This window comes from Bartonella sp. CL100XZDX (assembly GCF_042195375.1).
GTDB lineage: Bacteria > Pseudomonadota > Alphaproteobacteria > Rhizobiales > Rhizobiaceae > Bartonella.
Genome location: NZ_JBHIOH010000018.1, coordinates 19,372 through 42,273, shown reverse-complemented (window position 1 = coordinate 42,273; position 22,902 = coordinate 19,372). Strand labels below are relative to the sequence as shown.

Sequence of the window (22,902 nt, the reverse complement as noted above, 5' to 3'; positions counted from 1 at the left end):
ATGCATGCATAAAAACACATAAAATTTTGTAGAAAAAAATCAAATAACTTTGTAACAGACTGTATTGCATAGGTATAAAAATAAAGAACATTATTTTTAAGTTAATAAAAGCGTAACTGAATCATTCATAGTAATTGTAGGATCATTATGGTAGCACCTCGTATTAGTTTTGTCTCCCTCGGATGCCCAAAAGCACTCGTAGATTCTGAGCGAATTATTACACGCCTTCGCTCTGAAGGGTATGAAATTTCACGTCAACATCAAGGAGCTGATGTCGTTATTGTGAATACCTGTGGTTTTCTTGACTCGGCAAGAAAAGAATCATTAGCCAATATTGATGAAGCTCTTAAAAAAAATGGAAAAGTTATTGTAACAGGGTGTCTTGGTGCTGATCCTGATGCTATTCGCCAAACATATCCTAATGTATTGGCTATTACAAGACCGCAAGCTTATGAAAGCGTTATAGAAGCTGTTCATACAGCAATTCCTCCAATTCATGATCCTTTTCTTGATTTAGTTCCTCCCCAAGGTATTCGTTTAACACCTCGCCATTACGCCTACTTAAAGATTTCTGAAGGATGCTCTAACCGATGTAGTTTTTGTATCATCCCTACTCTGCGTGGTGATCTCACTTCACGTCCCATCAGCGATGTTCTTCGTGAAGCTGAAAAACTCGTGCAAGCGGGTGTAAAAGAACTTTTGGTTATTTCACAAGATACGAGTGCTTATGGTGTTGATCTTAAATATCTCGAAAATTCTTGGAAAGATCGTACAATCAAAACGAAATTCTTTGATCTTTGTCGCGAACTAGGCGATATGGGTATTTGGGTACGTATGCATTACGTTTATCCTTATCCCCATGTTGATGAAGTTATCGAACTTATGGCTGAAAAAAAAATTCTTCCTTATCTGGATATTCCTTTTCAGCATGCATCACCGGCTGTTTTGCGTCACATGAAGCGTCCCGCACTTATGGAAAAAACAAACCGTAGAATTGAAAAATGGCGGAAAATCTGTCCAGATCTTACTTTGCGATCAACATTTATTGTTGGTTTTCCTGGTGAAACGAATGAAGATTTTAATATACTTCTAGAATGGCTAGAAGAAGCAAAAATTGAACGCGCTGGGTGCTTTAAATATGAAGAAGTAAAAGGAGCTGCCGCAAATAATTTGGGATTAGAAAATATTCCTGAAGAGGTGAAAGAAAACCGCTGGCATCGTTTTATGGCAAAACAACAACAAATTTCTACATATCTTTTAAAGAAAAAAATTGGAAAAAGACTCCAAGTTCTTATTGATGAAAGTCAAGGAAAAGTTGCCAAAGGACGGAGTCAGTACGATGCTCCAGAAATAGATGGTGTTGTCCATATATCATCACGACGCCCACTGCGTGTTGGTGAATTTGTCACCGTTAAAATCGAACAATCGGATGCCTATGACCTTTATGGTATAGCCGTTTAAAAATTTAACTCCTTCTCTGTCCTCAATGATGAAGATTTCTATCAGCATTGGTTTATAAAAGGTCGGCTACTCACAATCGAACTTGATCACTTATGTAACTCACTTCATGAGAATTTACGAGCAATTCTTGCCCTGAGTGTTGCTATACACTCCCAAAATATCAAGCAGTTATATATTCTCTTAATTTAATACCTTAAATGACGGTGATGGCGGCGCAACAGAATAAAATAAAATCCACAAGGTTCACTATTTTTAATTAACAAAAGAGCAAATCAACAATCGTACTATTTTCCTATTTTTGATATTGCGACAGTCATTGGTTAGTGAAAGGAAAATTTTTTCAAGAGAGTTTGATGCACACGAGAATTTCCTTTGTGATATGCAGGCAGATGTTTTTTATAGATGCAATATAAGAGAATTTGAAACAAAACAATCTGACGTATCTAAATTAAAAAACAATAAATTATCATTATAAATAAGTATCTTATCTTAAACTCTTTGAACTTATTTTTTTAAATATCTAATTTTTATTAACACGTTTTAAAATCAAAGAATTTCTTATCAAGCAAATGACTTGGGCGTACATTTGTTAAAGCGCGAATCATCGTATCTTTACGTCCTGGCATTTGTCTTTCTATATTTTTCAGCATTTCTTTCATGGCATTACGTTGTAAACCATCTTGACTACCGCAAAGATTACAAGGAATAATCGGAAATTGCATTGCTTGAGAAAATTTTTCCATATCTTCCTCAGCAGCATAAACAAGAGGACGTAACACAAAAAGATCTCCTTCATCATTTTTAAGTTTTCCAGGCATGGCAGCTAATCGGCCACCGTGAAACAAATTCATAAAAAATGTTTCTAAAACATCATCACGATGATGACCTAAAACTAATGCAGAACATCCCTCTTCACGTGCAATACGATAGAGATTACCACGTCGTAATCGAGAACAAAGTGAACAATATGTCTGCGACTCTGCCAATTTATCTGTAACAATGGAATAAGTATCCTGATATTCAATACGATATGGAATTTTATAAGAACTTAAAAAGTCTGGAAGAATATGCTTAGGGAATCCTGGTTGCCCTTGATCAAGATTACAGGCAAGAATTTCAACGGATAAAAGACCTCGCCACTTTAAGTCTAAAAGAAGCGCTAATAAACCATAAGAGTCTTTTCCACCCGATAAAGCAACAAGCCATTTTTCTCCTGTAGAGAGCATAGAAAAATCATCCAAAGCTTGTCGCATATGACGTAAAAGTCGTTTGCGTAATTTATTAAATTCTACGCTTGCAGGAGCAACACGAAACATTGGATGACAATTATCTGCTTCGCTTATTAAAGGATCATCTCTCCCTTCGTTTTCTTCTATTTCCTGATATTCAACTGGAACATCATTCATAATACCATATCCTGCACAATAAACAGCTCGTTTTGCAAAGATAAAAAAATATTAAAGCAAGCTTACATTTATGTTTTTTGAATTTATAAATTAGATACACAAAAAAGAAATGGAACTATACAAATTTATGACTATAAAACATAGCAATAAACTTAATATAGAACCATTTACAAAAAGAACTTATTAACTTCAAATATTGTAAGAATAACACAATATTTTGAAGTTATCATAATAGAAGAGAGAAACAATTTCTCTTACAGAAAAATTATCGAGAATAAAATTCAACAACCAAATTAGGTTCCATTTGCACAGCATAAGGAACATCTGCAAAAGCAGGAATACGTGTAAAGGTTGCTTTCATCTGTTTATGATCTGCTTCAATATAATCAGGGACATCACGTTCTGCCAATTGCACTGATTCTAACACTAAAACAAGTTGTTTCGATTTTTCCCGAACCTCAATAACATCACCTGGTTTACAACGATAAGATTGAATGTTTGTGCGCCGCCCATTGACATTAACATGACCGTGATTGATAAATTGGCGAGAAGCAAAAATCGTAGGTACGAATTTTGCACGATAAACAACAGCATCCAAACGTGATTCTAACAGACCGATAAGATTTTCGCCAGTATCGCCCCGTCGACGAGCAGCCTCTTCATAGGTTTTATGAAATTGTTTTTCTGAAATATCTCCATAAAACCCTTTCAATTTCTGTTTAGCGCGCAACTGTACCCCATAGTCAGAAAGTTTTCCTTTACGACGCTGTCCATGCTGACCTGGACCATAATCACGACGATTGACAGGAGATTTTGGACGCCCCCAAATATTTTCTCCCATACGACGGTCAATTTTATACTTTGTTGTTTCGCGTTTACTCATCGCATTTCCTTATAAAATAAAACACGAGATCTTAAGATCCCAAGGAAACGCGCCCTCCTCTGCCTTTAAATACTAAAGACTGACAGAATACCTTAACATATCAATATGCAAAGTTATCCACGGGACACGTCAATTAATGCTATTTTCTTGAAAAAATAGCCAGATCATCATTATTGGTCTCGTAACCCAAAGTCAACTCCTTTCATGAGTTTTAAGCCAAATCCTTTAAACAAATTCTCCGTTAAAGAAGTGATATTTTTCGATGTCAACAACGCAAAATCTTGATATTTCTTTATATATTGATGGTGTATTTCTCCCGACAATGGTAATAAAGATCTGATATGTTTGGCGATCGCTTTCGCCGGATCAATCCACTCAACGGACCATAAAGCATGTTCACGAAAGAAATTAATCAAAAAAGGATAATGTGTGCAGGCTAAAACAATAACATCCGTATATTGTCCATTTTTTTCCACAAAACATGGCAGGATTTCTTTTCTTAACTCTTCTGAATCGATAGATTTTCCCCGTAAATAATCTTCAGCAAGTCCAGCCAGCTTTTTACTTCCCACAAGCTGAACATGACACTGTCCAGCAAAAGAGTTAATTAATTCATTTGTATAAGCACGTTTAACTGTTCCAGGAGTCGCTAATACGGAAATAAAACCAGATTTTGTTTGTTCTGCAGCTGATTTAATTGCAGGAACTGTTCCTACAAAAGGGACATGAGGAAAATTCTGTCGTAAATCTGCTATCATCAGTGTAGAAACAGTGTTGCAAGCAATCACACATAAAGCTGGATTGTAGCGTGTTAAAAGATTTGTAAAAATCTTCAAAATACGCTCTTTCAAAATATTTTCTTTCCAATTTCCATAAGGAAATCCTGCATCATCAGCAACATAGATAAATTGCATTTCAGGAATAAGAATACGCGCTTCCCTAAACACTGTTAAACCACCAATACCGCTATCAAAAAAAAGAACAGATCGTTCATCCATTAGTTTTCACACTTATTTTTAATTTTTTTACGATCACGTTCTTCAGGTGCTCTACTCCCTCGTGGATATTGTGGCGAAAAATGATCCAAAGAAGATATAATGCCTCGCAATAAACGAACCTCAGGTTCACTAAAGTTAGCGCGCGTAAAAACAGAGCGCAAATTTGCAAGCATTACTTCTTTGCGTTCTGGGGGTCTAAAATACCCACGGATATTCAAAGCCTCTTCTAACTGAGATAAAAAACCATGAAATATTGTTTTATTTGCAGGTTCCATCTCTGCGGCACGAAATGCCGTATCGCTGACATTCTCTAAACCAGTTTTCATCCATTCGTAAGACATTAAAAGAACCGCTTGCGCAATATTAAGTGACGCAAAAGCAGGATTAACTGGAAAAGTAATAATTTCATCAACAAGGCTGATTTCATCATTTTCTAGTCCCCATCTCTCTCTTCCAAAGACAATACCTGTCTTATGTCCGATACTTTCACGCTGACGTAATACGCTTGCTGCTTCGACAGCACTTTTTACAGTTTTAAATCCACATCTTTCACGTGCTGTTGTGGCAAAAACATAGTGTAAATCTGCAATTGAATCACGCAATGTGTTAAAAATCACAGCATTGTTAATGACATGATCAGCTTTACTTGCAGCAGCTCTAGCTTTTTCATTTGGAAACATTTCTCGAGGATTGACTAATCGAAGCTTAGAAAGCCCAAAATTTGCCATTGCCCTTGCGACCATACCAATGTTTTCAGGAAGCTGCGGTTCAACTAAAATAATAATGGGACCATTTGTTAAATTTTCACGATTCTTATTCGTTCCTGCCATCAATCTTACCTAGTTTCACTTAAACTATCTCCCTCTCCACTATTTTTTACGAAACCTTTTTCACAATACTCTAATGCTGTTTAATAATAAATTATAGACAATGTTATCTTTTCATTCAAAGATAATAGTTTCTAAACCTAATAATAAATTTTAAAAGCCATTAAAGTGAACGATATCGTAGCGTTTTTTACATCAATTTTATCTACTTTTAATAGGAAACAGCCCCTGCAAATCATAATCTCAGTTGAATTATGAAATCATAAATCCTAAAAAAGGGATATGCACTTTATTCCCAAACTTTTTCCTGCAAAGCTTATCCGTCGTTATAAACGTTTCCTTGCAGATGTTCAACAAGATGATCAGCATGTCCTCACCGTGTCTGTACCTAATACAGGATCAATGCTTGGATTAACAGCTTTCAACTCCAATATTTGGCTTTCTTATCATAACGACATCAAACGAAAATATGCCTATCAATTAGAAATTATTGAAGCCGATAATACTTTGGTTGGCATTAATACTTCTTTACCCAATAAGCTTGCGTTAGAGGCAATTCAAAACGGATTACTACCAGAATTAAGTGGATATAAAACAATTTTAAAAGAACAACGCTATGGGACACAATCACGAATTGACTTTCTTTTACAAGATGACATTCTTCCTGATTGTTACCTAGAAGTCAAAAATGTTCATTTTATTCGTCAGAAAGGATTAGCAGAATTTCCTGATAGCGAAACAAAACGTGGTGCACGTCACCTTGATGAGCTCATAGGAGTTGTACAACAAGGAAAACGAGCTGCTATGCTTTATATTATTCAACGAGAAGATTGCACAGCTTTTACAATTTGTCATGATCTTGATCCACTCTATGGACGTAAGTTTGATTTAGCATTAAAATCAGGGGTAGAATGTTATGCTGTAAAGTGTCATGTAAGTGTAGAAGGCATTTTTCCGATTCAGAGAGTAAAAATAGAAAATAGAAGAAACAATGACTGAGTATATCGAATATAATAAAATCCCTTTAAAATTTAATGGAAAAATCCGCATTTTCGATGATTATGCTTTTGCTAAAATGCGTGAAGTTGGTCGTATTGCTGCAGAATGCCTTGATGCGCTTACGGATATTATTAAGCCGGGCGTTACTACGCAAGAAATTGATGATTTTGTATTCGTTTTTGGTGCTAAGCGAGGAGCACTTCCTGCTGATCTAAATTATCATGGATACAGCCATTCATGCTGTACATCTATCAATCACGTTGTCTGCCATGGCATTCCCAATAAAAGACCTTTGCAAGAAGGTGATATTGTAAATGTTGATGTAACCTTTATCCTTGATGGTTGGCATGGGGATTCAAGCCGAATGTATCCTGTTGGAAAAATTAGGCGTGCAGCAGAACGCTTGCTAAAAATAACCTATGAAAGTCTTATGAAAGGAATCGCTGTCGTTAAGCCTGGAGCAACGACAGGTGATATCGGGGCAGCCATTCAACAGTATGCAGAATCTGAACGCTGTTCAATTGTGAGAGACTTTTGCGGACATGGTATCGGCCAGCTTTTTCATGATGCTCCCAATATCCTCCATTATGGAAACCCTGGAGAAGGAGTCGAATTAAAACAAGGTATGATGTTTACAATTGAGCCTATGATTAACCTTGGTAAACCACAAGTTAAGATTTTATCTGACGGTTGGACTGCTGTTACCCGTGACCGTTCTCTGACAGCACAATATGAACATACAATTGGTGTGACAAATGAAGGATATGAAATATTTACGCAATCTCCTAAAAATATTTTTTATATTCCAAATTCGCATACCTAACGCAACGTAGAGATGTTATGGCTAAAAAATTAAATAAAAAGGAAGGTACTCAAAGTAATCACTTTGCATTAACATCGAGTTCTCCACTCACCCCAGTATCAGAAAGAAAAAGTGAAGAGCCTCAGAAAAACGCACAGCTTCATAAACATTATCAAGGACATCGTGAGCGTCTTCGGAAGCGCTATTTAAAGTCAAAAGGAAATACAATTGAAGATTATGAGTATCTTGAATTATTGCTTTTTCGCACAATACCCCGTGCAAACACAAAACCCATAGCTAAAAATTTGATAGCGCGTTTTGGTTCATTAGCTGATGTGTTGGGAGCGGATATTCACCGACTTCAAGAAATTCCAGGATGTGGTCCCGCCACTGCAATTGATTTAAAAATTATTTCAGATGTTGCTGGACGTCTTGCTCGTGCGCAATTGTTTAAACGCGATATTTTTTCATCATGGGATAAAGTTTTAGCTTATTGTAAAGCTGTTATGGCTCACGAAACACGTGAACAATTTCGTATTTTGTTTCTTGATAAGAAAAACGGCTTGCTTGCTGATGAGGTGCAACAGACTGGAACCATTGATCATACCCCTGTTTATCCTCGTGAAGTTATTTCTCGAGCTTTAGAGTTATCCGCCTCAGGACTTATCTTAGTCCACAATCACCCTTCTGGCGATTCCACCCCCTCTGATGCAGATATAACAATGACATATAGATTAAAAGATGCAGCAAATGCATTAGGCATTATTATCCATGACCATCTTATTATTGCACGAAATAACCATACGAGCTTTAAAGCGTTAAAACTTATATAAATCTTATGGGATAAAAAGACTTCATTCAACTATGAATAACGAATCAATTTTCTAAATCAATATCTAATATAGCCATTGAGAAATTATAGGAGAGCTCTTCTTCATCTTCATCTCGATAGATAATGCCTAAAAACTCATCTCCCATATAAACCTCACAAGAATCACTCTTTTTAGGCCGTGCTCTGACTTGCAATGCTGAGTTTTGGAATATATTTTTAAAATAATTATCAAGTTTTTTTATTTCATCAGCATTCACTATGCTCTCCTGTTTTTTGAAACGATTAAAATAATTGCGTGTCGCGCAAATAAGACACTCTTATGATTCTGTAAAGTCAGTAAAAAAGCATAATCTGAATATTTACTTAATGTTACATATATTTACAACGTTCTTTATAAATTCATAAAGAACGTTTACAAAAAGAGTCTATCATTATTAAATATACCCGTATAGATTAAAAAATGGCAAAAAAACTGTATATTTTTAATAATTTTACTTTATCTCCAATTTTAGCATCTGTATTTAGAATGCATATTCGTAAGAATAAATTGATCAATAATTTATAATTTTGTTCCTTTTATAAAAAATATAAATAACAATATTTTTTTATTTAAAACTACATTTTTTAGCAAAAAAATATTTATTACATCATGCAAAAATAATTCTTTTTAATAACTTTTAAAGTATAATTATCTAATCTTAGAAGAGTTACATCTCTGAAAAATATACAAAATAAGCTAATAAGAGTTTATTTTTCTTTTCATTATTTATAAAAACTTATGTCACAAAAGAAAGATTTTTAAATAAGCTTTTTTAATTTATACGACATAAAAATATTGGGTATTTCTGTAAATTCTAAAAGCTATGAAGAATTCTTATTTTATAGGATAACGAGAAAGAAAATCGATAACACCTTTTTTATAAACTTTATCGCCTACAGCAAGCATATGATCTCGATCAGGAATTGATATAGCTTCACCACAAGGCAACAAGGCTGCCAATGGCTCTGCAGCACCGCCAATTTCATCTAATGAACCAACAGCAACAAGTGCTGGTTGTTTGATTTTGTAAACTTCAGACGCCGTTAACTCCTGTTTTGATGTAATGATACAAGCAGCAAGAGCACGTCTATCGCTTTTCGTTTGATCTGCAAATTTACGGAACATTAAACCGCGTGCATTGGTAATGGTGGAAATATCTTCTGCTAAAAGGGCCTCAGCAACGGGCTCCCAATTTCCTGCTCCCGTCACCATACCAATACCTAAACCACCAAAAATAACACTGTGTACATATGTTGGATGCAAAAGAGCCATAAAAGCACTAATACGAGCCCCCATAGAATATCCCATAACATGAGCTTTAGATAACTCTAAATGCTGTAGTAACCTTACAGCGTCGCCAGCCATAGCTTGAGGTGTATAAAAGACAGGATCATAACTTTTAACTGAATCTCCGTGACCGCGATTATCAAGAGCAATAACACGATATCCTGCTTCAGTGAGAATACGAAACCAACCCGTTGCATACCAATTCACCCATGCAGAAGATCCAAAACCATGGATCAACAAAATAGGCGCGCCCTGCCCTTCTTCTCGATAAGCAAATCGCAAACCATTATATTCAAAAAAACGAATATCTTCAGCGGTCATTTTTTATTGCACTTTCCACAAAGTACAGGATGAATAACACGTTGCCCTTTTTGTATCTTTTTTTCAGAAACTTCACCAGCGTTAATCTCAAGTGCAAAAGCTGCAGGAACTTCTGATGAAATGGTCTTTGTTGAAAATGGAGAAGTATTTTCAACAATCGATACAATAATTCCCTCAGAGTTTAAAAAAATCATATCTAAAGGTAAAGGGGTATTTGCCATCCACATAAAAATTTTCTGCTCATCTCCCGATTGAGAACTTTTTAGCTGCTTAAAGAGCATTGCACGATCGCGTGGAAAATCAGTTCGATACATTAAACCAGCTGCTGCTTGAGATGGCGTAAAAGCAATCTCTACCTTATAAAAAACCGGACCTTGCTTTGTATGTATTTCTAAAGGAATCGGATGCACAGGAATCTCTATGGGCTCCTTTGCTACAACAACACGCATATCTAGCATAAAAAGCATCACCAATAAAACAATATGCCCCTTTTTAAAAGGCTTTAACATTCTTGTCTCCACCACAGAAAAATTTTAAATTTTGTTTATAAAATAAAAAGTACCAGAGTTTAAAAGTCAAAAAACAAGAGAATTGCTTCCTTGTTATTTTCTAGTTTCTTTCAACGTAATATGCACAATTTCCTTCATTTGGTTTATAGATTCACGAGAGCTATATTTTCTTTAAAAATCTAATTCTATAGCAATTTATGAAACAATCACCTTTAAAAATACAGAAAACATACTGATTTCACTCGTGAAATTTAATGCGTAGCTAAAGGAATGCCTATATCCGGATAAATCTCTGCTGTCATTAAACCTTTTTCTCCTTTACCAAAACGTACAAGAACAACTTGACCGGAACGAAGCTCTGCTAAACCAAAACGGCGCAATGTTTCCATATGAATAAAAATATCTTCCGTTCCTTGCCCACGGCTAAGAAAACCGTATCCTTTGTCACGATTAAACCATTTAACAATTGCTCGTTCTAGTCCACTTTCTGGAGTAACAACAACATGGGTACGGGCTGGAACTTCTGATGGATGAATTGCTGAAGAACAATCTATGGATTTCACCTGAACGCACTTTAATCCTCGTTCAGTTTTTTCCACAGCACAAATGACTTTAGCTCCCTCCAAAGCTGTTTGAAAACCATCCCTTCGCATTACTGTAACATGCAATAATATATCGGGGAAATGAGGTAAATCAGGTACAATAAATCCATACCCCTTACTACCATCAAACCACTTAATGACACCACTGATTTCGATAATCTCCCCACAAGCACCTATACTATCCTCAGATGGGGAACAATCCTTTAATGCATCCTTACTCGTCATAATAACGTGATCCTGTAGCTTATAAATTGTACGATATTGATTCTCTAGGTTTAAGTAAACATTGCTCTTGTATCAACACGCAAGCCCCAAGATAAGATTTCCCCACATTGTCGTATCTTCTATGTTAATGTCAGAGAATATCAACATGAATATTTATAAAACTATTTGATTGTACACTTTACATACCTTACAAGAAGTGCCCTACAAAAGAGGTCATATAAAAGTTTTTTTACATAATGATATTTTGATTAATGTGTAACTTGCATGATGAAGAAGTTCAATATAAGGTGAAAAAACGACAATTCAATTAAGGAAAATGCGCAATGCAATTGAAGAAAATCCTTACGATAATCGCAGCATTTATGGCATTTACAGCAAATGTTTATGCGAGTGAACCTATTAAGATTGGTGTTTATCTTCCATTAAGTGGTCAAAATGCATTTGGAGGTCAGCTTGAAATTAGAGGTATAGAATTAGCCCATAAAAAAGTTCCAGAAATTTTAGGACGTAAAGTAGAACTTGTTATTATTGATAATAAGTCTGATAAAGTAGAAGCGGCTAATGCTGTTATGCGTTTAACAGCAAGTGAAAAAGTGAGTGGAATCATTGGTAGCTATGGTTCTTCGCTCTCGTTAGCAGGTGGTGAAATATCTGAAAAGGCAAAGACTCCAACCATTGCAACGTCCTCAACAAGTCCCCTTGTTACACAGGGTAAAAAATATTACTTTCGTGCTTGCTTTATTGATTCCTATCAAGGAGTAGGAATCGCAACTTATGTAAGCCAAACTTTACACGCAAAAAAGGCTGCTATCCTTAAAGATATTTCAAGCGATTATGCTATTGGTCTTGCAAGTTATTTTACGCGTGCTTTCAAAAAATTAGGTGGTGAAGTTATCTCAAATTTAAATTATAATTCTGGAGATCAGGACTTTTCAGCTGTTCTCACGCAAATTATCGCCCAGAAACCTGATATCTTATTCATTCCATCTTACTTTTCTGAAGGTGCTATCATCATGAAACAAGCACGAGAATTAGGGGCTAAGTTTCAAATTATGGGTGGAGATGCTATGGATAATCCAGAAACCATTACGATTGCAGGAAAAGCTGCAGAAGGTTTCTTACATACGACACTTCCCTATAGTGAGGATATGCCAAATATGTCAGTAGCTGCGCAAGAATTCACAAAAGAATGGAAAAAAGCTTACCCTGACAAAGAACCAAATATCAATTCTGTTTTGGGATACACGAGTTATATGATGTTCATGAAGGCTATTGAAAATGCTGGTAGCACTGATCGTGAAAAAATTACTATCGCACTTAGCCAATTAAAAGATTTTCCTACCCCCTTTGGGGATATGTCAATGGATGAAAATCATAATCCTAAAATTCCTATTGGTATCATTAAAATACAGGATGGAAAACGTGTTTATTTAGAAGAAGTTAAACCTGCTTTTTAATTAAAAAGTTGTACTTATTAAAATGCAAGAATTGGTTGAGGATCTTTTTCTCAACCAAAAACTTAGAAATTTCTTATTGTCCTATGTAAATTAACAAATGTGGAAGGATGAGAGATGAGCACTGAAATGTTCATCCAGTACTTTTTTAATGCACTGGCATTGGGATCTCTTTATGGGCTTATTGCTATTGGCTACACCATGGTCTACGGTATACTGAGACTCATTAATTTTGCTCACGGTGATATCTTTATGCTGGGAGCATATTTTGTTTTCTTTTCCACAATTGGCTTTATGCCTGCTTGGGCAGCTTTTCTTCTTTTGTTCCTTGCTGCTCTTGTTTATTATTCGGTCTTTATAGGCTTTAAAAGGCGTCCTCCAATTTATTGGATTGCTACTTTTTTAATTCTTGCGCTAGGATTTGTTTATTATTTTAAAATTTCCCCACAAGTTTTTACACCGATTTGGGCTTTAGCTCTCTGTTTTTCCATTTTTATTACAAGTGCTGTGGGTGTTGCTGTTGATCAATTTGCTTATAAACCTCTACGCCATGCTCCGCGTATTTCGGCACTTATTGGTGCAATCGGTGTTTCTTTTTTTATTGAAAATCTTGCTACTGTACTCTTTAGTGGAGTTCCGAAAGGTGTACAACAGCCAGATTTTCTTGTAACACCATTTTTATGGCATCTAGGATCAGGAGCAGATGGTATCATCAGAATTGCTCCCATGTCTTTGATCGTTCCCTTTGTGTCATTAATTCTTATTTTATTACTATTATGGATTATCCATAAAACAAAACCGGGTCTTGCTATGCGCGCAATCTCCCATGATATTGAAACAACACGTTTGATGGGTGTGTCTGTCAATAAAGTTATTGCGTTTACATTTGGAATAGGCTCAGCTCTTGCCGCCATAGCAGGCATTATGTGGTCTTTACGTTATCCTCAAATTCAGCCTTATATGGGTGTTCTTCCTGGTCTCAAAGCATTTATCGCTGCTGTTATCGGAGGTATTGGTTCGATACCAGGTGCAATGTTGGGAGGATTGTTATTAGGGTTTATTGAAATTATGATTATCGCATTTTTTCCCGCGCTATCTGGATATCGAGATGCCTTCGCTTTCATTTTATTGATTCTGATTTTATTGATATTGCCCACAGGATTAATGGGTAAAAGAAGTCAGGAGAAAATCTAATGGCGAAGTCAGCGACAACTGTTTTATCGTGTATAAGTATTTTCGTTTTTATAGGTTTTTTATTTTATGCTGATAGCCATTTTAATGACTATACGCTTCGTATCATAAATCTGATTGCTATTAATGCGATATTGGCAATTTCGCTTAATTTGATTTACGGTTTCACAGGTATGTTTTCTCTTGGACATGCTGGATTTATGGCTATTGGTGCTTATGTTTGCGCAATTTTACTTCTTTCCCCTGAACAAAAAGAAATGATGTGGATTCTTGATCCTATTGCTGAACCATTATACCATTTACAGTTACCTTTTTTTATCGCTGTTGTTGTAAGTGGTTTGTGTGCTGCAGTTGTAGGTTTATTGATTGCTTTACCAATATTGCGTCTTGGTGGTGATTATCTTGGAATTGCAACATTAGGTTTTGCAGAAATTATTCGCATTGTCATTACGAACGCAACATCGCTCACAAATGGCTCTTTGGGAATTAAAGGAATACCTCAAAATGCAACATTATGGTGGAACTACGGTTGGCTAGCATTTACTGTTCTCTTTATTGTCCTCTTACTGCAAAGCAATACTGGTAACGTATTACGTGCTATCCGTGATGATGAAATAGCTGCGAAAACTATGGGAATTAACGCTTTTTTCTACCGTAGTTTTTCTTTTACTGTTGGAGCGTTTTTTGCAGGTATAGGTGGCGCATTAATGGCGGCTCTTATTTCAACCATTGATCCAAAAATGTTTAATTTTCTTTTGACTTTTAATATTTTGATGATTGTTGTTGCTGGTGGTCTCGGTTCAATTACAGGGAGCATTATTGGCAGCATTATTATTACAGTAATGCTTGAATGGCTTCGTATTATTGAAAGTCCATTTGACTTAGGTTTTATACATATTCCAGAAACCCCAGGACTTCGTATGGTTGTTTTTTCTCTTTTATTGCTGGTAATTATCTTGTTTTGGAGAAAAGGGTTAATGGGACAACGAGAATTCTCATGGAATGGAATTTATAGCTTTTTGACACGCAAAAAGCTTTCTAATACTGAGGGAAAGCTATGAACGACAACATCCTTTCACTCAATAATATTGTAATGCGTTTTGGCGGATTAGTTGCTGTAAATAATGTTAATATGGCAATTAAACGAGGAAGTATTACTGGGTTAATTGGTCCCAATGGTGCTGGAAAAACAACAGTTTTCAATATGATTTCTGGATTTTATGCTCCTACAAGCGGCATCATTCTTTTTGATGAGAAAAAAATTTCTGGAGCGTCTCCTTATATTATCTGTAGAAGCCATATTGCCAGAACATTTCAAAATATTCGTCTTTTTTCAGGGTTAACGGTTTTGCAGAATGTTATGGTAGGAGCGCATGTTCGACAAAAATATCCTTGGTTTTCTTCAGCTCTATTTTTTTCAAAAGCAATGAAAGAAAAGAAGGAAGTTTATAAAAATTCCTTGGAGCTCCTTGAACAGCTACAACTTGATCACCTTGCCAATCAATCGGCAACAGCTTTACCTTATGGTGTGCAACGACGTCTAGAAATTGCACGCGCGTTAGCCACAAAGCCCAAATTGCTTCTTCTTGATGAACCTGTTGCTGGCATGAATCCACAAGAAAGTGAAGATCTTAGAAAATTCATCGCAAAAGTGCAAAAAGACTTTGATCTTACAATTCTTCTTATTGAGCACGATATGAAAGTGGTTATGGGGCTTTGCCAACATATTTTGGTTATGGAATATGGCTGTTGCATTGCCAATGGTACACCAGATGAAATTCGTAATAACCCTAAAGTTATTGAAGCTTATCTTGGCGGAGATGTTTATGGATATTCTTAAAATAAAAAATCTTTACGTTCATTATGGCGCCATTAAAGCTGTCCAAAATCTTTCTATGTCCATAAAGCGGGGCAGTATTGTCACTTTAATTGGAGCCAATGGTGCAGGAAAAAGCAGTATTGTACGTTCTATTACAGGACTTAATCGCTCTGTTTATGGAGAAATTACCTATAATGGCAAATCTATTATTAAAAAATCACCAGAAGAGATTTTGCGATTAGGGATTGCTCTAAGTCCTGAAGGACGACGTATCATGCCCCATCTCACTGTTTTAGAGAATCTTCATCTAGGTGCTTATATTCGTCACGATAAGCAGGGAATTTCCCGTGATATTGAATGGATATTTGACCTTTTTCCGCGCCTACGTGAAAGAGCAAAACAGTTGGGAGGAACAATGTCAGGTGGTGAACAACAGATGGTTGCTGTGGGCCGTGCACTCATGAGCAATCCTGATATGGTCATATTAGATGAACCCTCGTTGGGGTTAGCGCCACTTCTCGTTCGAGAAATTTTTTCTATTATTCGAAAAATTAATGATATGGGAAAAACTGTTCTTCTTATTGAACAAAATGCATTTGCTGCACTTTCCATAGCTGACTATGCTTATATTTTAGAGGTAGGACATATTTTATTTCACGGTGAAGGAAAAACTATGCTCTCTGATTCGCGTGTTAAAGAAGCCTATCTTGGTGGATAAAGACTACGAATTAAGGAAATAGAGCTCATTCCCTCCACCTTTAAAAAAGCATTTCTCATTAAGGATGAGAAATGCTCCTTTGTGAATTTTGACTATTACATCCACCATTTTTCTGCACTGAATATTCCTGCTTCTTGTTCAATAATATGCGCTATCTGAAAAATGACTTCTTCAGAAAAAGGTTTACCAATCAATTGCAATCCTAGAGGTAAACCATTTGATGACAGACCAGCAGGAACAGAAATTCCTGGTAAACCAGCCATATTGACTGGTACCGTAAAAATATCATTAAGATACATTGCTACAGCATCAGTTTTTATTTTTTCATCAGCAATACCAAAAGCAGGTGTTGGTGTTGCTGGTGTCAAAATAGCATCAATGCCTGAAGCAAAACATTGATCAAAATCACGTTTTACGAGTGTTCTTACTTTTTGAGCTCTTAGATAACAGGCATCATAATAACCAGATGAAAGGACATAAGTCCCCACCAAAATACGCCGCTTAACTTCATTACCAAAACCAACAGAACGTGTATTTTCATACATCTCAATGATGTCTTTTCCAGGCATGCGCAAACCAAAACGCACACCATCATAACGCGCTAAATTAGAAGAGGCTTCTGCAGGAGCTATAATGTAATAAGAAGGTAGAGCATATTTTGTATGAGGCAAAGAAATATCCTTAATCTCAGCACCTGCTTCTTTTAACCAATTTATTCCTTTTTGCCAAAGCTCAATAATTTCTGGAGACATTCCATCCACATGATATTCTTTTGGAATACCTATTTTCATTCCTTTGATTGATTGACCAAGATAACTTTCATAATCAGGAACTGGTAAATTGACGGAAGTAGAATCTTTTTCATCAAAAGAGGCCATTGATCTGAGTAAGATAGCACAATCACGAACATCTCTGGCAACAGGTCCAGCTTGATCAAGAGATGAAGCAAACGCGACAACGCCCCATCGCGAACAACGTCCATAAGTTGGCTTTATTCCTACAGTTCCAGTAAAAGCTGCTGGTTGACGTATTGAGCCACCTGTATCTGTTGCTGTTGCCCCAGCACAAATTTGTGCAGCAACAGCGGCAGAAGATCCTCCCGATGAACCACCGGGTACGAGTTTTTCATTCGAGCCTTTTTTTCTCCATGGACTAATAACGGGGCCATAATATGATGTTTCGTTGGATGAGCCCATAGCAAACTCATCCATATTAAGTTTTCCTAACATCACAGCACCGTCTTGCCATAAATTAGCTGTGACAGTTGATTCATAGTGCGGTTTAAAACCATCAAGGATATGTGAACAGGCTTGAGTATGAACACCATAGGTTGCAAAAAGATCTTTAATCCCCAAGGGGATTCCTTCTAAAAGCCCTCCCTGCCCTTTCGCTAAGCGACTGTCTGATTCAGCAGCCATTTTCATTGCCTGTTCTGCTGTTATTGTTACATAAGCATTCAAAATTGAATTAGCTAATTCTATTGCTTGTAAATAAGCTTCCGTTAATTCTGTTGCTTTGAGATTTTTCTTTGTTAAAGCATCACGAGCTTGCGCAATTGTGAGGGTTGTTAAATCAGTCATATTGGTTCTCAAATTTCAAAAATATAAAAAATTACTCAACAATTTTTGAGACAAGAAAAAAATTTTCTTCTGTAACAGGAGCATTGGCTACAATATCTGCTGCTTTATCACCATCTGTAACACTATCTTCACGCATTCGTAGTGTCATCGGCATCACAGATGTTAATGGCTCAATTCCACTGACATCAACTTCATTCAATTGTTCTACAAAACCTAAAATAGCATTGAATTTTTTTGTCACAGGTTCTATCTCATCATCGTGGAGGGCAATCCTTGCTAAATGTGCTATCCGCTTGACTGTCTCTTGATCAACAGACATACTCTTTACGCCTTTCTGCTTTTTTGTTTATTTATTGATCTTTATTCTGGCTATACAAGGCTGCACTTGTAAGTGCAAGAATATTAGATAACATGAATAAAGAATATAACTATAGATCTGAAACATTAAAAAACGTATTATCCCCTTATGACTGTTATTAATATAGATGAAGTTATAACACATCTTTTGCCTAGACAAACAATAGCAGGCTTAGATTTAGGGACAAAAACTATCGGAATTGCCATTTCTGATATGGGGCTGACTGTCTCAAATCCGCGTCCTGTACTACAGCGAAAAAAATTTACAGAAGATGCTTACACACTTATTAAAATTTTTGACCGTGAAAATGTAGGCGTTATTATCATTGGCTTACCTCTTAACATGAATGGAAGCAGTGGCTCTCGTGTTCAAGCAACCAGAGCTTTTGTGAGCAATATGAAAGCTTATACAAAAATTCCATTTGTTTTTTGGGACGAACGTTTATCAACAATTGCTGCGGAACGGTCTCTTTTAGAAATGAATGTATCGCGCGCTAAAAGAGCAAGCCGTATTGATTCGGCAGCCGCCGCTTTTATATTGCAAGGTGCTCTCAATAGAATTCAACACTTTCATCATATGGAAGGATAGAGGACATTGAGCAAATGCCCTGCATTATATCGTGCAATGAGCATCCCGTAAGAAGATCTCCATTGTCCCCCAAGGCGGCTTTCCATATAGGCATTTGCAACATGTTCTATGTCTGTAGAACGTAATGCAGCTGCTGCTGCTGCATAAGCTACCTGTTCAACAAAAAACCTTCCTGCACCTTCATTTGCTGATGCCATATCACCTGCTGACTTAATGATTTCAATTGCTCTGGGTCCCGCTGGTCCAATATCAAGAGCAATTTTTTCCAATAATTTCTGAAACAATCCCGGTGCTTTTTCAGCAATAAGAATGGCATCCTTTACCAATTGATTAGCAGAACTATTTCTCACAATTCGCGCAGGCCCATTATGCAACATTTGTGATAATGGATTATTCTCTATAAAACTTTCAATACCAAGTTGTGCAATAATTTCACCAATAATAGGCACAACCAATTGACTTACATGATAAGCAATAATAGGTGTCATAATACGGGCAAAAGCTGCTTCAGAACGGTCATTTGCTGCATTGTCAAATGCTCTCGCTAAACGCAAAACCAATGCTTGTGAGGCAGCTATATCTAATGCAATATCTGCAAAAATACGTTCTGTCAGTGGAGGTAACGGCTGATTGGGCATTTTTTTCCGGAAAAAATCTATACCAAATTGAAGAGCCGCTCGTAAAACACCTGCCGATATGACAGATTGATCGAAACGCATCATCGTCTCGATATCTTTAATAACTTTAAGCCCTTCTCCAGCATTTCCCAAAAGCCAGCCATAACTGCCTTGGAAATCGACAACCCCCTCTGGTGTTAAAAGTTCTCCAGAACGCTGAATTAAATGACGAATCGATATAGATCCATTTAATGCGCCATTTTCTTGTATGCGTGGAATAAAAAAACAACTTAAATGACCATTTAAATCTGCACTAACAAGATATCCGTCAGCGGTAGGATTAATAACATTGGTTTTTACAACATTTAAACGATATAGATCACGTTCCATACTTTCATCGAAAGAAATTTTCTTAACACTTGGAAAATTGAAAGCGTATTTTTCAATATCGTCAAATGCACAAGTTAGAGAAGCAGCCTTTTTATGATGAATAGGCTTTGATGAAGAATCATATTGGCGTGATAAAAGTACATTTTGCCATTTTTTGAAGAGCTCAATATCACTAATTAAAACAGCAATAGCTGCACTCGTTATGATAACTTCATTCAAATGTCCTGTTTCTAAACCAGCAGATAAAGCTAAACGAATCGCACGCGCTTGATAGCGTACTCCATTTTCTGAACTCGCATTTTCCCAAAGTGAGGTAACCAAACCTGCTTGTCTAGAATATTGTTGAAGAGCTTGATAGGAAGAATGGATCTCTAATTTTTCCGTTGGTTGCCCCCATTCATCATTATAGCATAATAAAGGCTTATAATGATTCGCTAAGCAAGAAAGTTTCCATGCTTCTCGACTCGCGGCAAAATCCCCTATTTCTTCAAAACTTGCTAACAAAAACTTAGGCAAAGTAGAAGCAATACGAAACATAAGCGTATCACTAAGAAATGTATTTTTTCGACGAGTATTTTGCGCAGATACAGCACTCATAGGTATATTCCTACATTCAAATCATTCATATCATAGACTATTTGTCTTTTTAGAGTTAAGAAACATTTATCATATTCAAACAAATGCTTGTTTAACCTGTTTAGAGAGAGATAAAGAAGAATGCTATGATTCAAGATATTTTTTTTCCACTTTTCCCTCATCAACATCTTTTAGCTATTAAAGATCTGAGTGTACAAGATCTTAATACATTGCTTGATCGTGCAGAAGCAAATGTTATCCTTTCTAACAAAATTGATAAAATAAAATCTACTTTGCATGGACGGACTCAAATTAATCTCTTTTTTGAAGCCTCTACGCGAACACAATCTTCTTTTGAATTAGCGGGTAAAAGGCTAGGTGCACATGTGATGAGTCTTGCGATCGGCAACTCATCTGTAAAAAAGGGAGAAACATTACTTGATACAGCTACAACTCTCAATGCGATGAAGCCAGATATACTGGTTTTTCGCCATAACAGTGCAGGAGCGGCAGCTTTATTAGCGCAAAAAGTTGATTGTTGTGTTATTAATGCAGGTGATGGTGCTCATGAACATCCAACCCAAGCTTTATTAGATGCTCTAACCATTAAAAGGGCAAAAGGTTGTATTGAAGGATTAACTGTTGCAATTTGCGGAGATATCTTACACTCACGTGTTGCCCGTTCCAATATCTGGTGTCTCAATGCTTTGGGTGCTCGTGTTCGTGCTGTTGCTCCCTCAACACTCTTACCCGCAGAAATCGCTCATATGAGTGTTGAGGTTTTTAACACGATGAAAGAAGGTCTTAAAAATGCTGACGTTATCATGATGTTGCGCTTACAGCATGAACGGATGACAGGCTCTTTTATTCCCTCTACGCGTGAATATTTCCATTATTTTGGCTTACATAAAGAAAATTTAGCCTATGCCAAAAATGATTCTATTATTCTGCATCCTGGCCCATTAAACCGTGGTGTAGAGATTGCATCCGACATAGCAGATGGACCACAAAGTATGATTCATACACAAGTAGAAATGGGAATTGCAGTGCGTATGGCTGTCATGGAGGCTTTATTAGATTCACGCGCAAAGATCAGTGGAGAAAAAAAATGATAAAACCAATTGTTTTTCAAAATGCTCGTATTATTGATCCTTCGCGCACAATCGATGAAATTGGTACAGTTATTGTTGAAAATGGACGAATTATAGCCGCTGGAAAAGAAGCTCTGAATCAGGGATTCCCTGAAGAAGCAGAAGTTATTAACGCACAAAACAAAGCAATTCTCCCTGGACTCGTTGATGCGCGCGTTTTTGTTGGAGAATTAGGGAATGAGCATTGTGAAACAATTGCATCAGCAAGTCAAGCGGCCGCAGCAGGTGGTATTACTTCCTTTCTTATGATGCCAAACACGCATCCAGTTATTGATAATATTGCTCTGATTAAATTTATTACGCATACAGCACAGCAAATCTCATTGGTCAATATTTATCCCGTTGCTTCAATCACACAAGGTTTCAACGGACAAGAAATAACCGAATTTGGTTTGCTCAAAGATGCAGGAGCCGTTGCTTTTAGTGAAGGCAAAAAAACACTTCAAAATTCATCTGTTATGCGGCGTGCAATGACTTATGCACGCGATTTTGATGTTCCATTGATGCATGAAACGCAAGATAAAGATCTTACAGGGCAAGGTGTGATGAATGAAGGACTGCTTGCCAGTTGGCTTGGTCTTTCTGGCATCCCTCGCGAAGCAGAAGTTATTCCACTTGAAAGAGATCTGCGATTAGCAGTATTAACGAAAACACGCTATCATGCCGCTCAAATATCGACAGCACTCTCTGCTGATGCACTTCGTTTAGGTAAAAAACGCAGTGAGAAAATTTCAGCGGGTGTATCTATTAATCATTTATCTTTCAATGAAAATGACATTGGTGAATATCGCACCTCTTTTCGCTTAATGCCCCCATTGCGTACAGAAGAAGACCGTATAGCAATGATTGAAGCAATAAAGGATGGGACTGTAGATGTTATTGTCTCTTCTCATGATCCTCAGAGTATCGACAAAAAACATTTACCATTTAATGACGCGGCAGTTGGCGCTATTGGTATGGAGACCTTATTGAGCGCAGCCTTACGCCTTTATCATGATGAGAGCCTATCTCTTCTACGGATAACGGAACTTTTGTCAACGGCGCCTGCAAAGCTCTTTGGACTCAATGCAGGAACACTCAAAAAAGGTGCTCATGCAGACTTTATTGTGGTTGATCTTGAAGAACCATGGGTTGTTTCGAAAGAGAAGCTCTATTCACGTTCAAAAAATACCTCTTTTGATAATGCACGTTTTCAAGGACGTGTGCTCCAGACCTTTGTGAAAGGGAAATCCGTTTTTAAACTTGATCAACAAACTTAATGAGATTCT

22 protein-coding genes and 1 pseudogene are annotated in these 22,902 nt (G+C 36.7%); 12 read left to right on the top strand and 11 right to left on the bottom strand.

The window, feature by feature from the left end; genetic code table 11:
- The first annotated feature begins 147 nt into the window (after nt 1–147).
- On the top strand, nt 148–1,461 hold the full coding sequence (gene rimO, locus ACFILU_RS01530) for a 30S ribosomal protein S12 methylthiotransferase RimO (RefSeq protein ID WP_375674446.1): 1,314 nt from the start codon (nt 148–150) through the stop codon (nt 1,459–1,461).
- A gap of 530 nt (nt 1,462–1,991) precedes the next feature.
- Here the strand turns inward: rimO and ttcA are convergent.
- The 4 genes and pseudogenes from ttcA to ACFILU_RS01510 form a co-directional block, all read right to left on the bottom strand.
- Nucleotides 1,992–2,867 carry a tRNA 2-thiocytidine(32) synthetase TtcA gene (ttcA, locus tag ACFILU_RS01525; RefSeq protein ID WP_375674445.1) on the bottom strand — a complete coding sequence of 292 codons (876 nt, stop codon included), beginning with the start codon at nt 2,865–2,867 and terminating at the stop codon, nt 1,992–1,994.
- A gap of 265 nt (nt 2,868–3,132) precedes the next feature.
- Nucleotides 3,133–3,750 carry a 30S ribosomal protein S4 gene (rpsD, locus tag ACFILU_RS01520; protein WP_273722651.1) on the bottom strand — a complete coding sequence of 206 codons (618 nt, stop codon included), beginning with the start codon at nt 3,748–3,750 and terminating at the stop codon, nt 3,133–3,135.
- A gap of 170 nt (nt 3,751–3,920) precedes the next feature.
- Complete coding sequence (gene murI / locus ACFILU_RS01515; RefSeq protein ID WP_375674444.1) at nt 3,921–4,748, bottom strand: glutamate racemase; 828 nt, start codon at nt 4,746–4,748, stop codon at nt 3,921–3,923.
- Nucleotides 4,741–5,578 (bottom strand): annotated as a pseudogene (locus ACFILU_RS01510) (RNA methyltransferase). The gene murI and the pseudogene ACFILU_RS01510 overlap by 8 nt, the downstream one beginning before the upstream one ends.
- A gap of 279 nt (nt 5,579–5,857) precedes the next feature.
- Here ACFILU_RS01510 and sfsA point away from each other — a divergent pair.
- From sfsA to radC, 3 genes are read left to right on the top strand one after another with little or no spacing between them, the layout of a single operon-like run.
- Nucleotides 5,858–6,574, top strand: coding sequence for a DNA/RNA nuclease SfsA (gene sfsA, locus ACFILU_RS01505; protein WP_273791037.1), 717 nt, complete (start codon nt 5,858–5,860; stop codon nt 6,572–6,574).
- Nucleotides 6,567–7,397, top strand: a complete 831-nt coding sequence (gene map, locus ACFILU_RS01500) for a type I methionyl aminopeptidase (protein WP_273791036.1) — start codon at nt 6,567–6,569, stop codon at nt 7,395–7,397. The genes sfsA and map overlap by 8 nt, the downstream gene beginning before the upstream one ends.
- 17 nt (nt 7,398–7,414) lie before the next feature.
- A complete protein-coding gene (radC, locus tag ACFILU_RS01495; RefSeq protein ID WP_375674443.1) occupies nt 7,415–8,209 on the top strand; it encodes a DNA repair protein RadC in 795 nt (264 codons plus the stop codon).
- 43 nt (nt 8,210–8,252) lie between these two features.
- On the opposite strand, the gene ACFILU_RS01490 is transcribed toward radC, so the two are convergent.
- The 4 genes from ACFILU_RS01490 to ACFILU_RS01475 form a co-directional block, all read right to left on the bottom strand.
- Entirely contained in the window at nt 8,253–8,465 is a 213-nt protein-coding gene (locus ACFILU_RS01490) for a DUF3126 family protein (RefSeq protein ID WP_375643421.1), read from the bottom strand.
- Between the two features lie 617 nt (nt 8,466–9,082).
- Complete coding sequence (locus ACFILU_RS01485) at nt 9,083–9,856, bottom strand: alpha/beta fold hydrolase (protein WP_375674442.1); 774 nt, start codon at nt 9,854–9,856, stop codon at nt 9,083–9,085.
- Entirely contained in the window at nt 9,853–10,365 is a 513-nt protein-coding gene (locus tag ACFILU_RS01480; protein WP_375674441.1) for a DUF192 domain-containing protein, read from the bottom strand. The genes ACFILU_RS01485 and ACFILU_RS01480 overlap by 4 nt, the downstream gene beginning before the upstream one ends.
- Nucleotides 10,366–10,616: 251 nt before the next feature.
- Nucleotides 10,617–11,192 (bottom strand): cold-shock protein, encoded by a 576-nt coding sequence (locus ACFILU_RS01475; RefSeq protein WP_273791031.1) that lies wholly within the window; start codon nt 11,190–11,192, stop codon nt 10,617–10,619.
- A 323-nt stretch (nt 11,193–11,515) separates the two neighbouring features.
- Between ACFILU_RS01475 and ACFILU_RS01470 the strand changes: the two genes are divergently transcribed.
- The 5 genes from ACFILU_RS01470 (at nt 11,516) to ACFILU_RS01450 (ending at nt 16,374) form a co-directional block, all read left to right on the top strand.
- On the top strand, nt 11,516–12,649 hold the full coding sequence (locus ACFILU_RS01470; protein ID WP_273791030.1) for an ABC transporter substrate-binding protein: 1,134 nt from the start codon (nt 11,516–11,518) through the stop codon (nt 12,647–12,649).
- A 114-nt stretch (nt 12,650–12,763) separates the two neighbouring features.
- The gene (locus ACFILU_RS01465; protein ID WP_375674440.1) at nt 12,764–13,840 is read left to right on the top strand and encodes a branched-chain amino acid ABC transporter permease; all 1,077 of its coding nucleotides are present in this window, start codon (nt 12,764–12,766) and stop codon (nt 13,838–13,840) included.
- Entirely contained in the window at nt 13,840–14,898 is a 1,059-nt protein-coding gene (locus ACFILU_RS01460; RefSeq protein WP_273791028.1) for a branched-chain amino acid ABC transporter permease, read from the top strand. The genes ACFILU_RS01465 and ACFILU_RS01460 overlap by 1 nt, the downstream gene beginning before the upstream one ends.
- Nucleotides 14,895–15,677: an ABC transporter ATP-binding protein gene (locus ACFILU_RS01455; protein ID WP_273791027.1), complete on the top strand. Its 783-nt coding sequence runs from the start codon at nt 14,895–14,897 to the stop codon at nt 15,675–15,677. The genes ACFILU_RS01460 and ACFILU_RS01455 overlap by 4 nt, the downstream gene beginning before the upstream one ends.
- Complete coding sequence (locus tag ACFILU_RS01450) at nt 15,664–16,374, top strand: ABC transporter ATP-binding protein (protein WP_273791026.1); 711 nt, start codon at nt 15,664–15,666, stop codon at nt 16,372–16,374. Before ACFILU_RS01455 ends, ACFILU_RS01450 begins: the two co-directional genes overlap by 14 nt.
- A 95-nt stretch (nt 16,375–16,469) precedes the next feature.
- On the opposite strand, the gene gatA is transcribed toward ACFILU_RS01450, so the two are convergent.
- On the bottom strand, nt 16,470–17,954 hold the full coding sequence (gene gatA, locus ACFILU_RS01445; protein ID WP_375674439.1) for an Asp-tRNA(Asn)/Glu-tRNA(Gln) amidotransferase subunit GatA: 1,485 nt from the start codon (nt 17,952–17,954) through the stop codon (nt 16,470–16,472).
- Between the two features lie 31 nt (nt 17,955–17,985).
- The gene (gene gatC, locus ACFILU_RS01440) at nt 17,986–18,273 is read right to left on the bottom strand and encodes an Asp-tRNA(Asn)/Glu-tRNA(Gln) amidotransferase subunit GatC (RefSeq protein WP_273791024.1); all 288 of its coding nucleotides are present in this window, start codon (nt 18,271–18,273) and stop codon (nt 17,986–17,988) included.
- Nucleotides 18,274–18,420: 147 nt separating this feature from the next.
- Between gatC and ruvX the strand changes: the two genes are divergently transcribed.
- Nucleotides 18,421–18,900, top strand: a complete 480-nt coding sequence (gene ruvX / locus ACFILU_RS01435) for a Holliday junction resolvase RuvX (protein ID WP_273791023.1) — start codon at nt 18,421–18,423, stop codon at nt 18,898–18,900.
- On the opposite strand, the gene ACFILU_RS01430 is transcribed toward ruvX, so the two are convergent.
- Nucleotides 18,885–20,504 carry an acyl-CoA dehydrogenase family protein gene (locus ACFILU_RS01430; protein ID WP_273791022.1) on the bottom strand — a complete coding sequence of 540 codons (1,620 nt, stop codon included), beginning with the start codon at nt 20,502–20,504 and terminating at the stop codon, nt 18,885–18,887. The two genes, ruvX and ACFILU_RS01430, sit on opposite strands and share 16 nt — an antisense overlap.
- A gap of 125 nt (nt 20,505–20,629) precedes the next feature.
- Between ACFILU_RS01430 and ACFILU_RS01425 the strand changes: the two genes are divergently transcribed.
- Both ACFILU_RS01425 and ACFILU_RS01420 read left to right on the top strand, forming a co-directional pair.
- Complete coding sequence (locus ACFILU_RS01425; protein WP_375674438.1) at nt 20,630–21,595, top strand: aspartate carbamoyltransferase catalytic subunit; 966 nt, start codon at nt 20,630–20,632, stop codon at nt 21,593–21,595.
- The gene (locus tag ACFILU_RS01420) at nt 21,592–22,893 is read left to right on the top strand and encodes a dihydroorotase (protein ID WP_375674437.1); all 1,302 of its coding nucleotides are present in this window, start codon (nt 21,592–21,594) and stop codon (nt 22,891–22,893) included. Before ACFILU_RS01425 ends, ACFILU_RS01420 begins: the two co-directional genes overlap by 4 nt.
- Nucleotides 22,894–22,902 lie beyond the last annotated feature (9 nt).

What these genes read in the sequence shown, in the direction of transcription:
- rimO (WP_375674446.1), top strand. Translation starts at nt 148, where the DNA reads ATGGTAGCACCTCGTATTAGTTTTGTCTCCCTCGGATGCCCAAAAGCA.
- ttcA (WP_375674445.1), bottom strand. Translation starts at nt 2,867, where the DNA reads ATGAATGATGTTCCAGTTGAATATCAGGAAATAGAAGAAAACGAAGGG.
- rpsD (WP_273722651.1), bottom strand. Translation starts at nt 3,750, where the DNA reads ATGAGTAAACGCGAAACAACAAAGTATAAAATTGACCGTCGTATGGGA.
- murI (WP_375674444.1), bottom strand. Translation starts at nt 4,748, where the DNA reads ATGGATGAACGATCTGTTCTTTTTTTTGATAGCGGTATTGGTGGTTTA.
- sfsA (WP_273791037.1), top strand. Translation starts at nt 5,858, where the DNA reads ATGCACTTTATTCCCAAACTTTTTCCTGCAAAGCTTATCCGTCGTTAT.
- map (WP_273791036.1), top strand. Translation starts at nt 6,567, where the DNA reads ATGACTGAGTATATCGAATATAATAAAATCCCTTTAAAATTTAATGGA.
- radC (WP_375674443.1), top strand. Translation starts at nt 7,415, where the DNA reads ATGGCTAAAAAATTAAATAAAAAGGAAGGTACTCAAAGTAATCACTTT.
- ACFILU_RS01485 (WP_375674442.1), bottom strand. Translation starts at nt 9,856, where the DNA reads ATGACCGCTGAAGATATTCGTTTTTTTGAATATAATGGTTTGCGATTT.
- ACFILU_RS01480 (WP_375674441.1), bottom strand. Translation starts at nt 10,365, where the DNA reads ATGTTAAAGCCTTTTAAAAAGGGGCATATTGTTTTATTGGTGATGCTT.
- ACFILU_RS01475 (WP_273791031.1), bottom strand. Translation starts at nt 11,192, where the DNA reads ATGACGAGTAAGGATGCATTAAAGGATTGTTCCCCATCTGAGGATAGT.
- ACFILU_RS01470 (WP_273791030.1), top strand. Translation starts at nt 11,516, where the DNA reads ATGCAATTGAAGAAAATCCTTACGATAATCGCAGCATTTATGGCATTT.
- ACFILU_RS01465 (WP_375674440.1), top strand. Translation starts at nt 12,764, where the DNA reads ATGAGCACTGAAATGTTCATCCAGTACTTTTTTAATGCACTGGCATTG.
- ACFILU_RS01460 (WP_273791028.1), top strand. Translation starts at nt 13,840, where the DNA reads ATGGCGAAGTCAGCGACAACTGTTTTATCGTGTATAAGTATTTTCGTT.
- ACFILU_RS01455 (WP_273791027.1), top strand. Translation starts at nt 14,895, where the DNA reads ATGAACGACAACATCCTTTCACTCAATAATATTGTAATGCGTTTTGGC.
- ACFILU_RS01450 (WP_273791026.1), top strand. Translation starts at nt 15,664, where the DNA reads ATGGATATTCTTAAAATAAAAAATCTTTACGTTCATTATGGCGCCATT.
- gatA (WP_375674439.1), bottom strand. Translation starts at nt 17,954, where the DNA reads ATGACTGATTTAACAACCCTCACAATTGCGCAAGCTCGTGATGCTTTA.
- gatC (WP_273791024.1), bottom strand. Translation starts at nt 18,273, where the DNA reads ATGTCTGTTGATCAAGAGACAGTCAAGCGGATAGCACATTTAGCAAGG.
- ruvX (WP_273791023.1), top strand. Translation starts at nt 18,421, where the DNA reads ATGACTGTTATTAATATAGATGAAGTTATAACACATCTTTTGCCTAGA.
- ACFILU_RS01430 (WP_273791022.1), bottom strand. Translation starts at nt 20,504, where the DNA reads ATGAGTGCTGTATCTGCGCAAAATACTCGTCGAAAAAATACATTTCTT.
- ACFILU_RS01425 (WP_375674438.1), top strand. Translation starts at nt 20,630, where the DNA reads ATGATTCAAGATATTTTTTTTCCACTTTTCCCTCATCAACATCTTTTA.
- ACFILU_RS01420 (WP_375674437.1), top strand. Translation starts at nt 21,592, where the DNA reads ATGATAAAACCAATTGTTTTTCAAAATGCTCGTATTATTGATCCTTCG.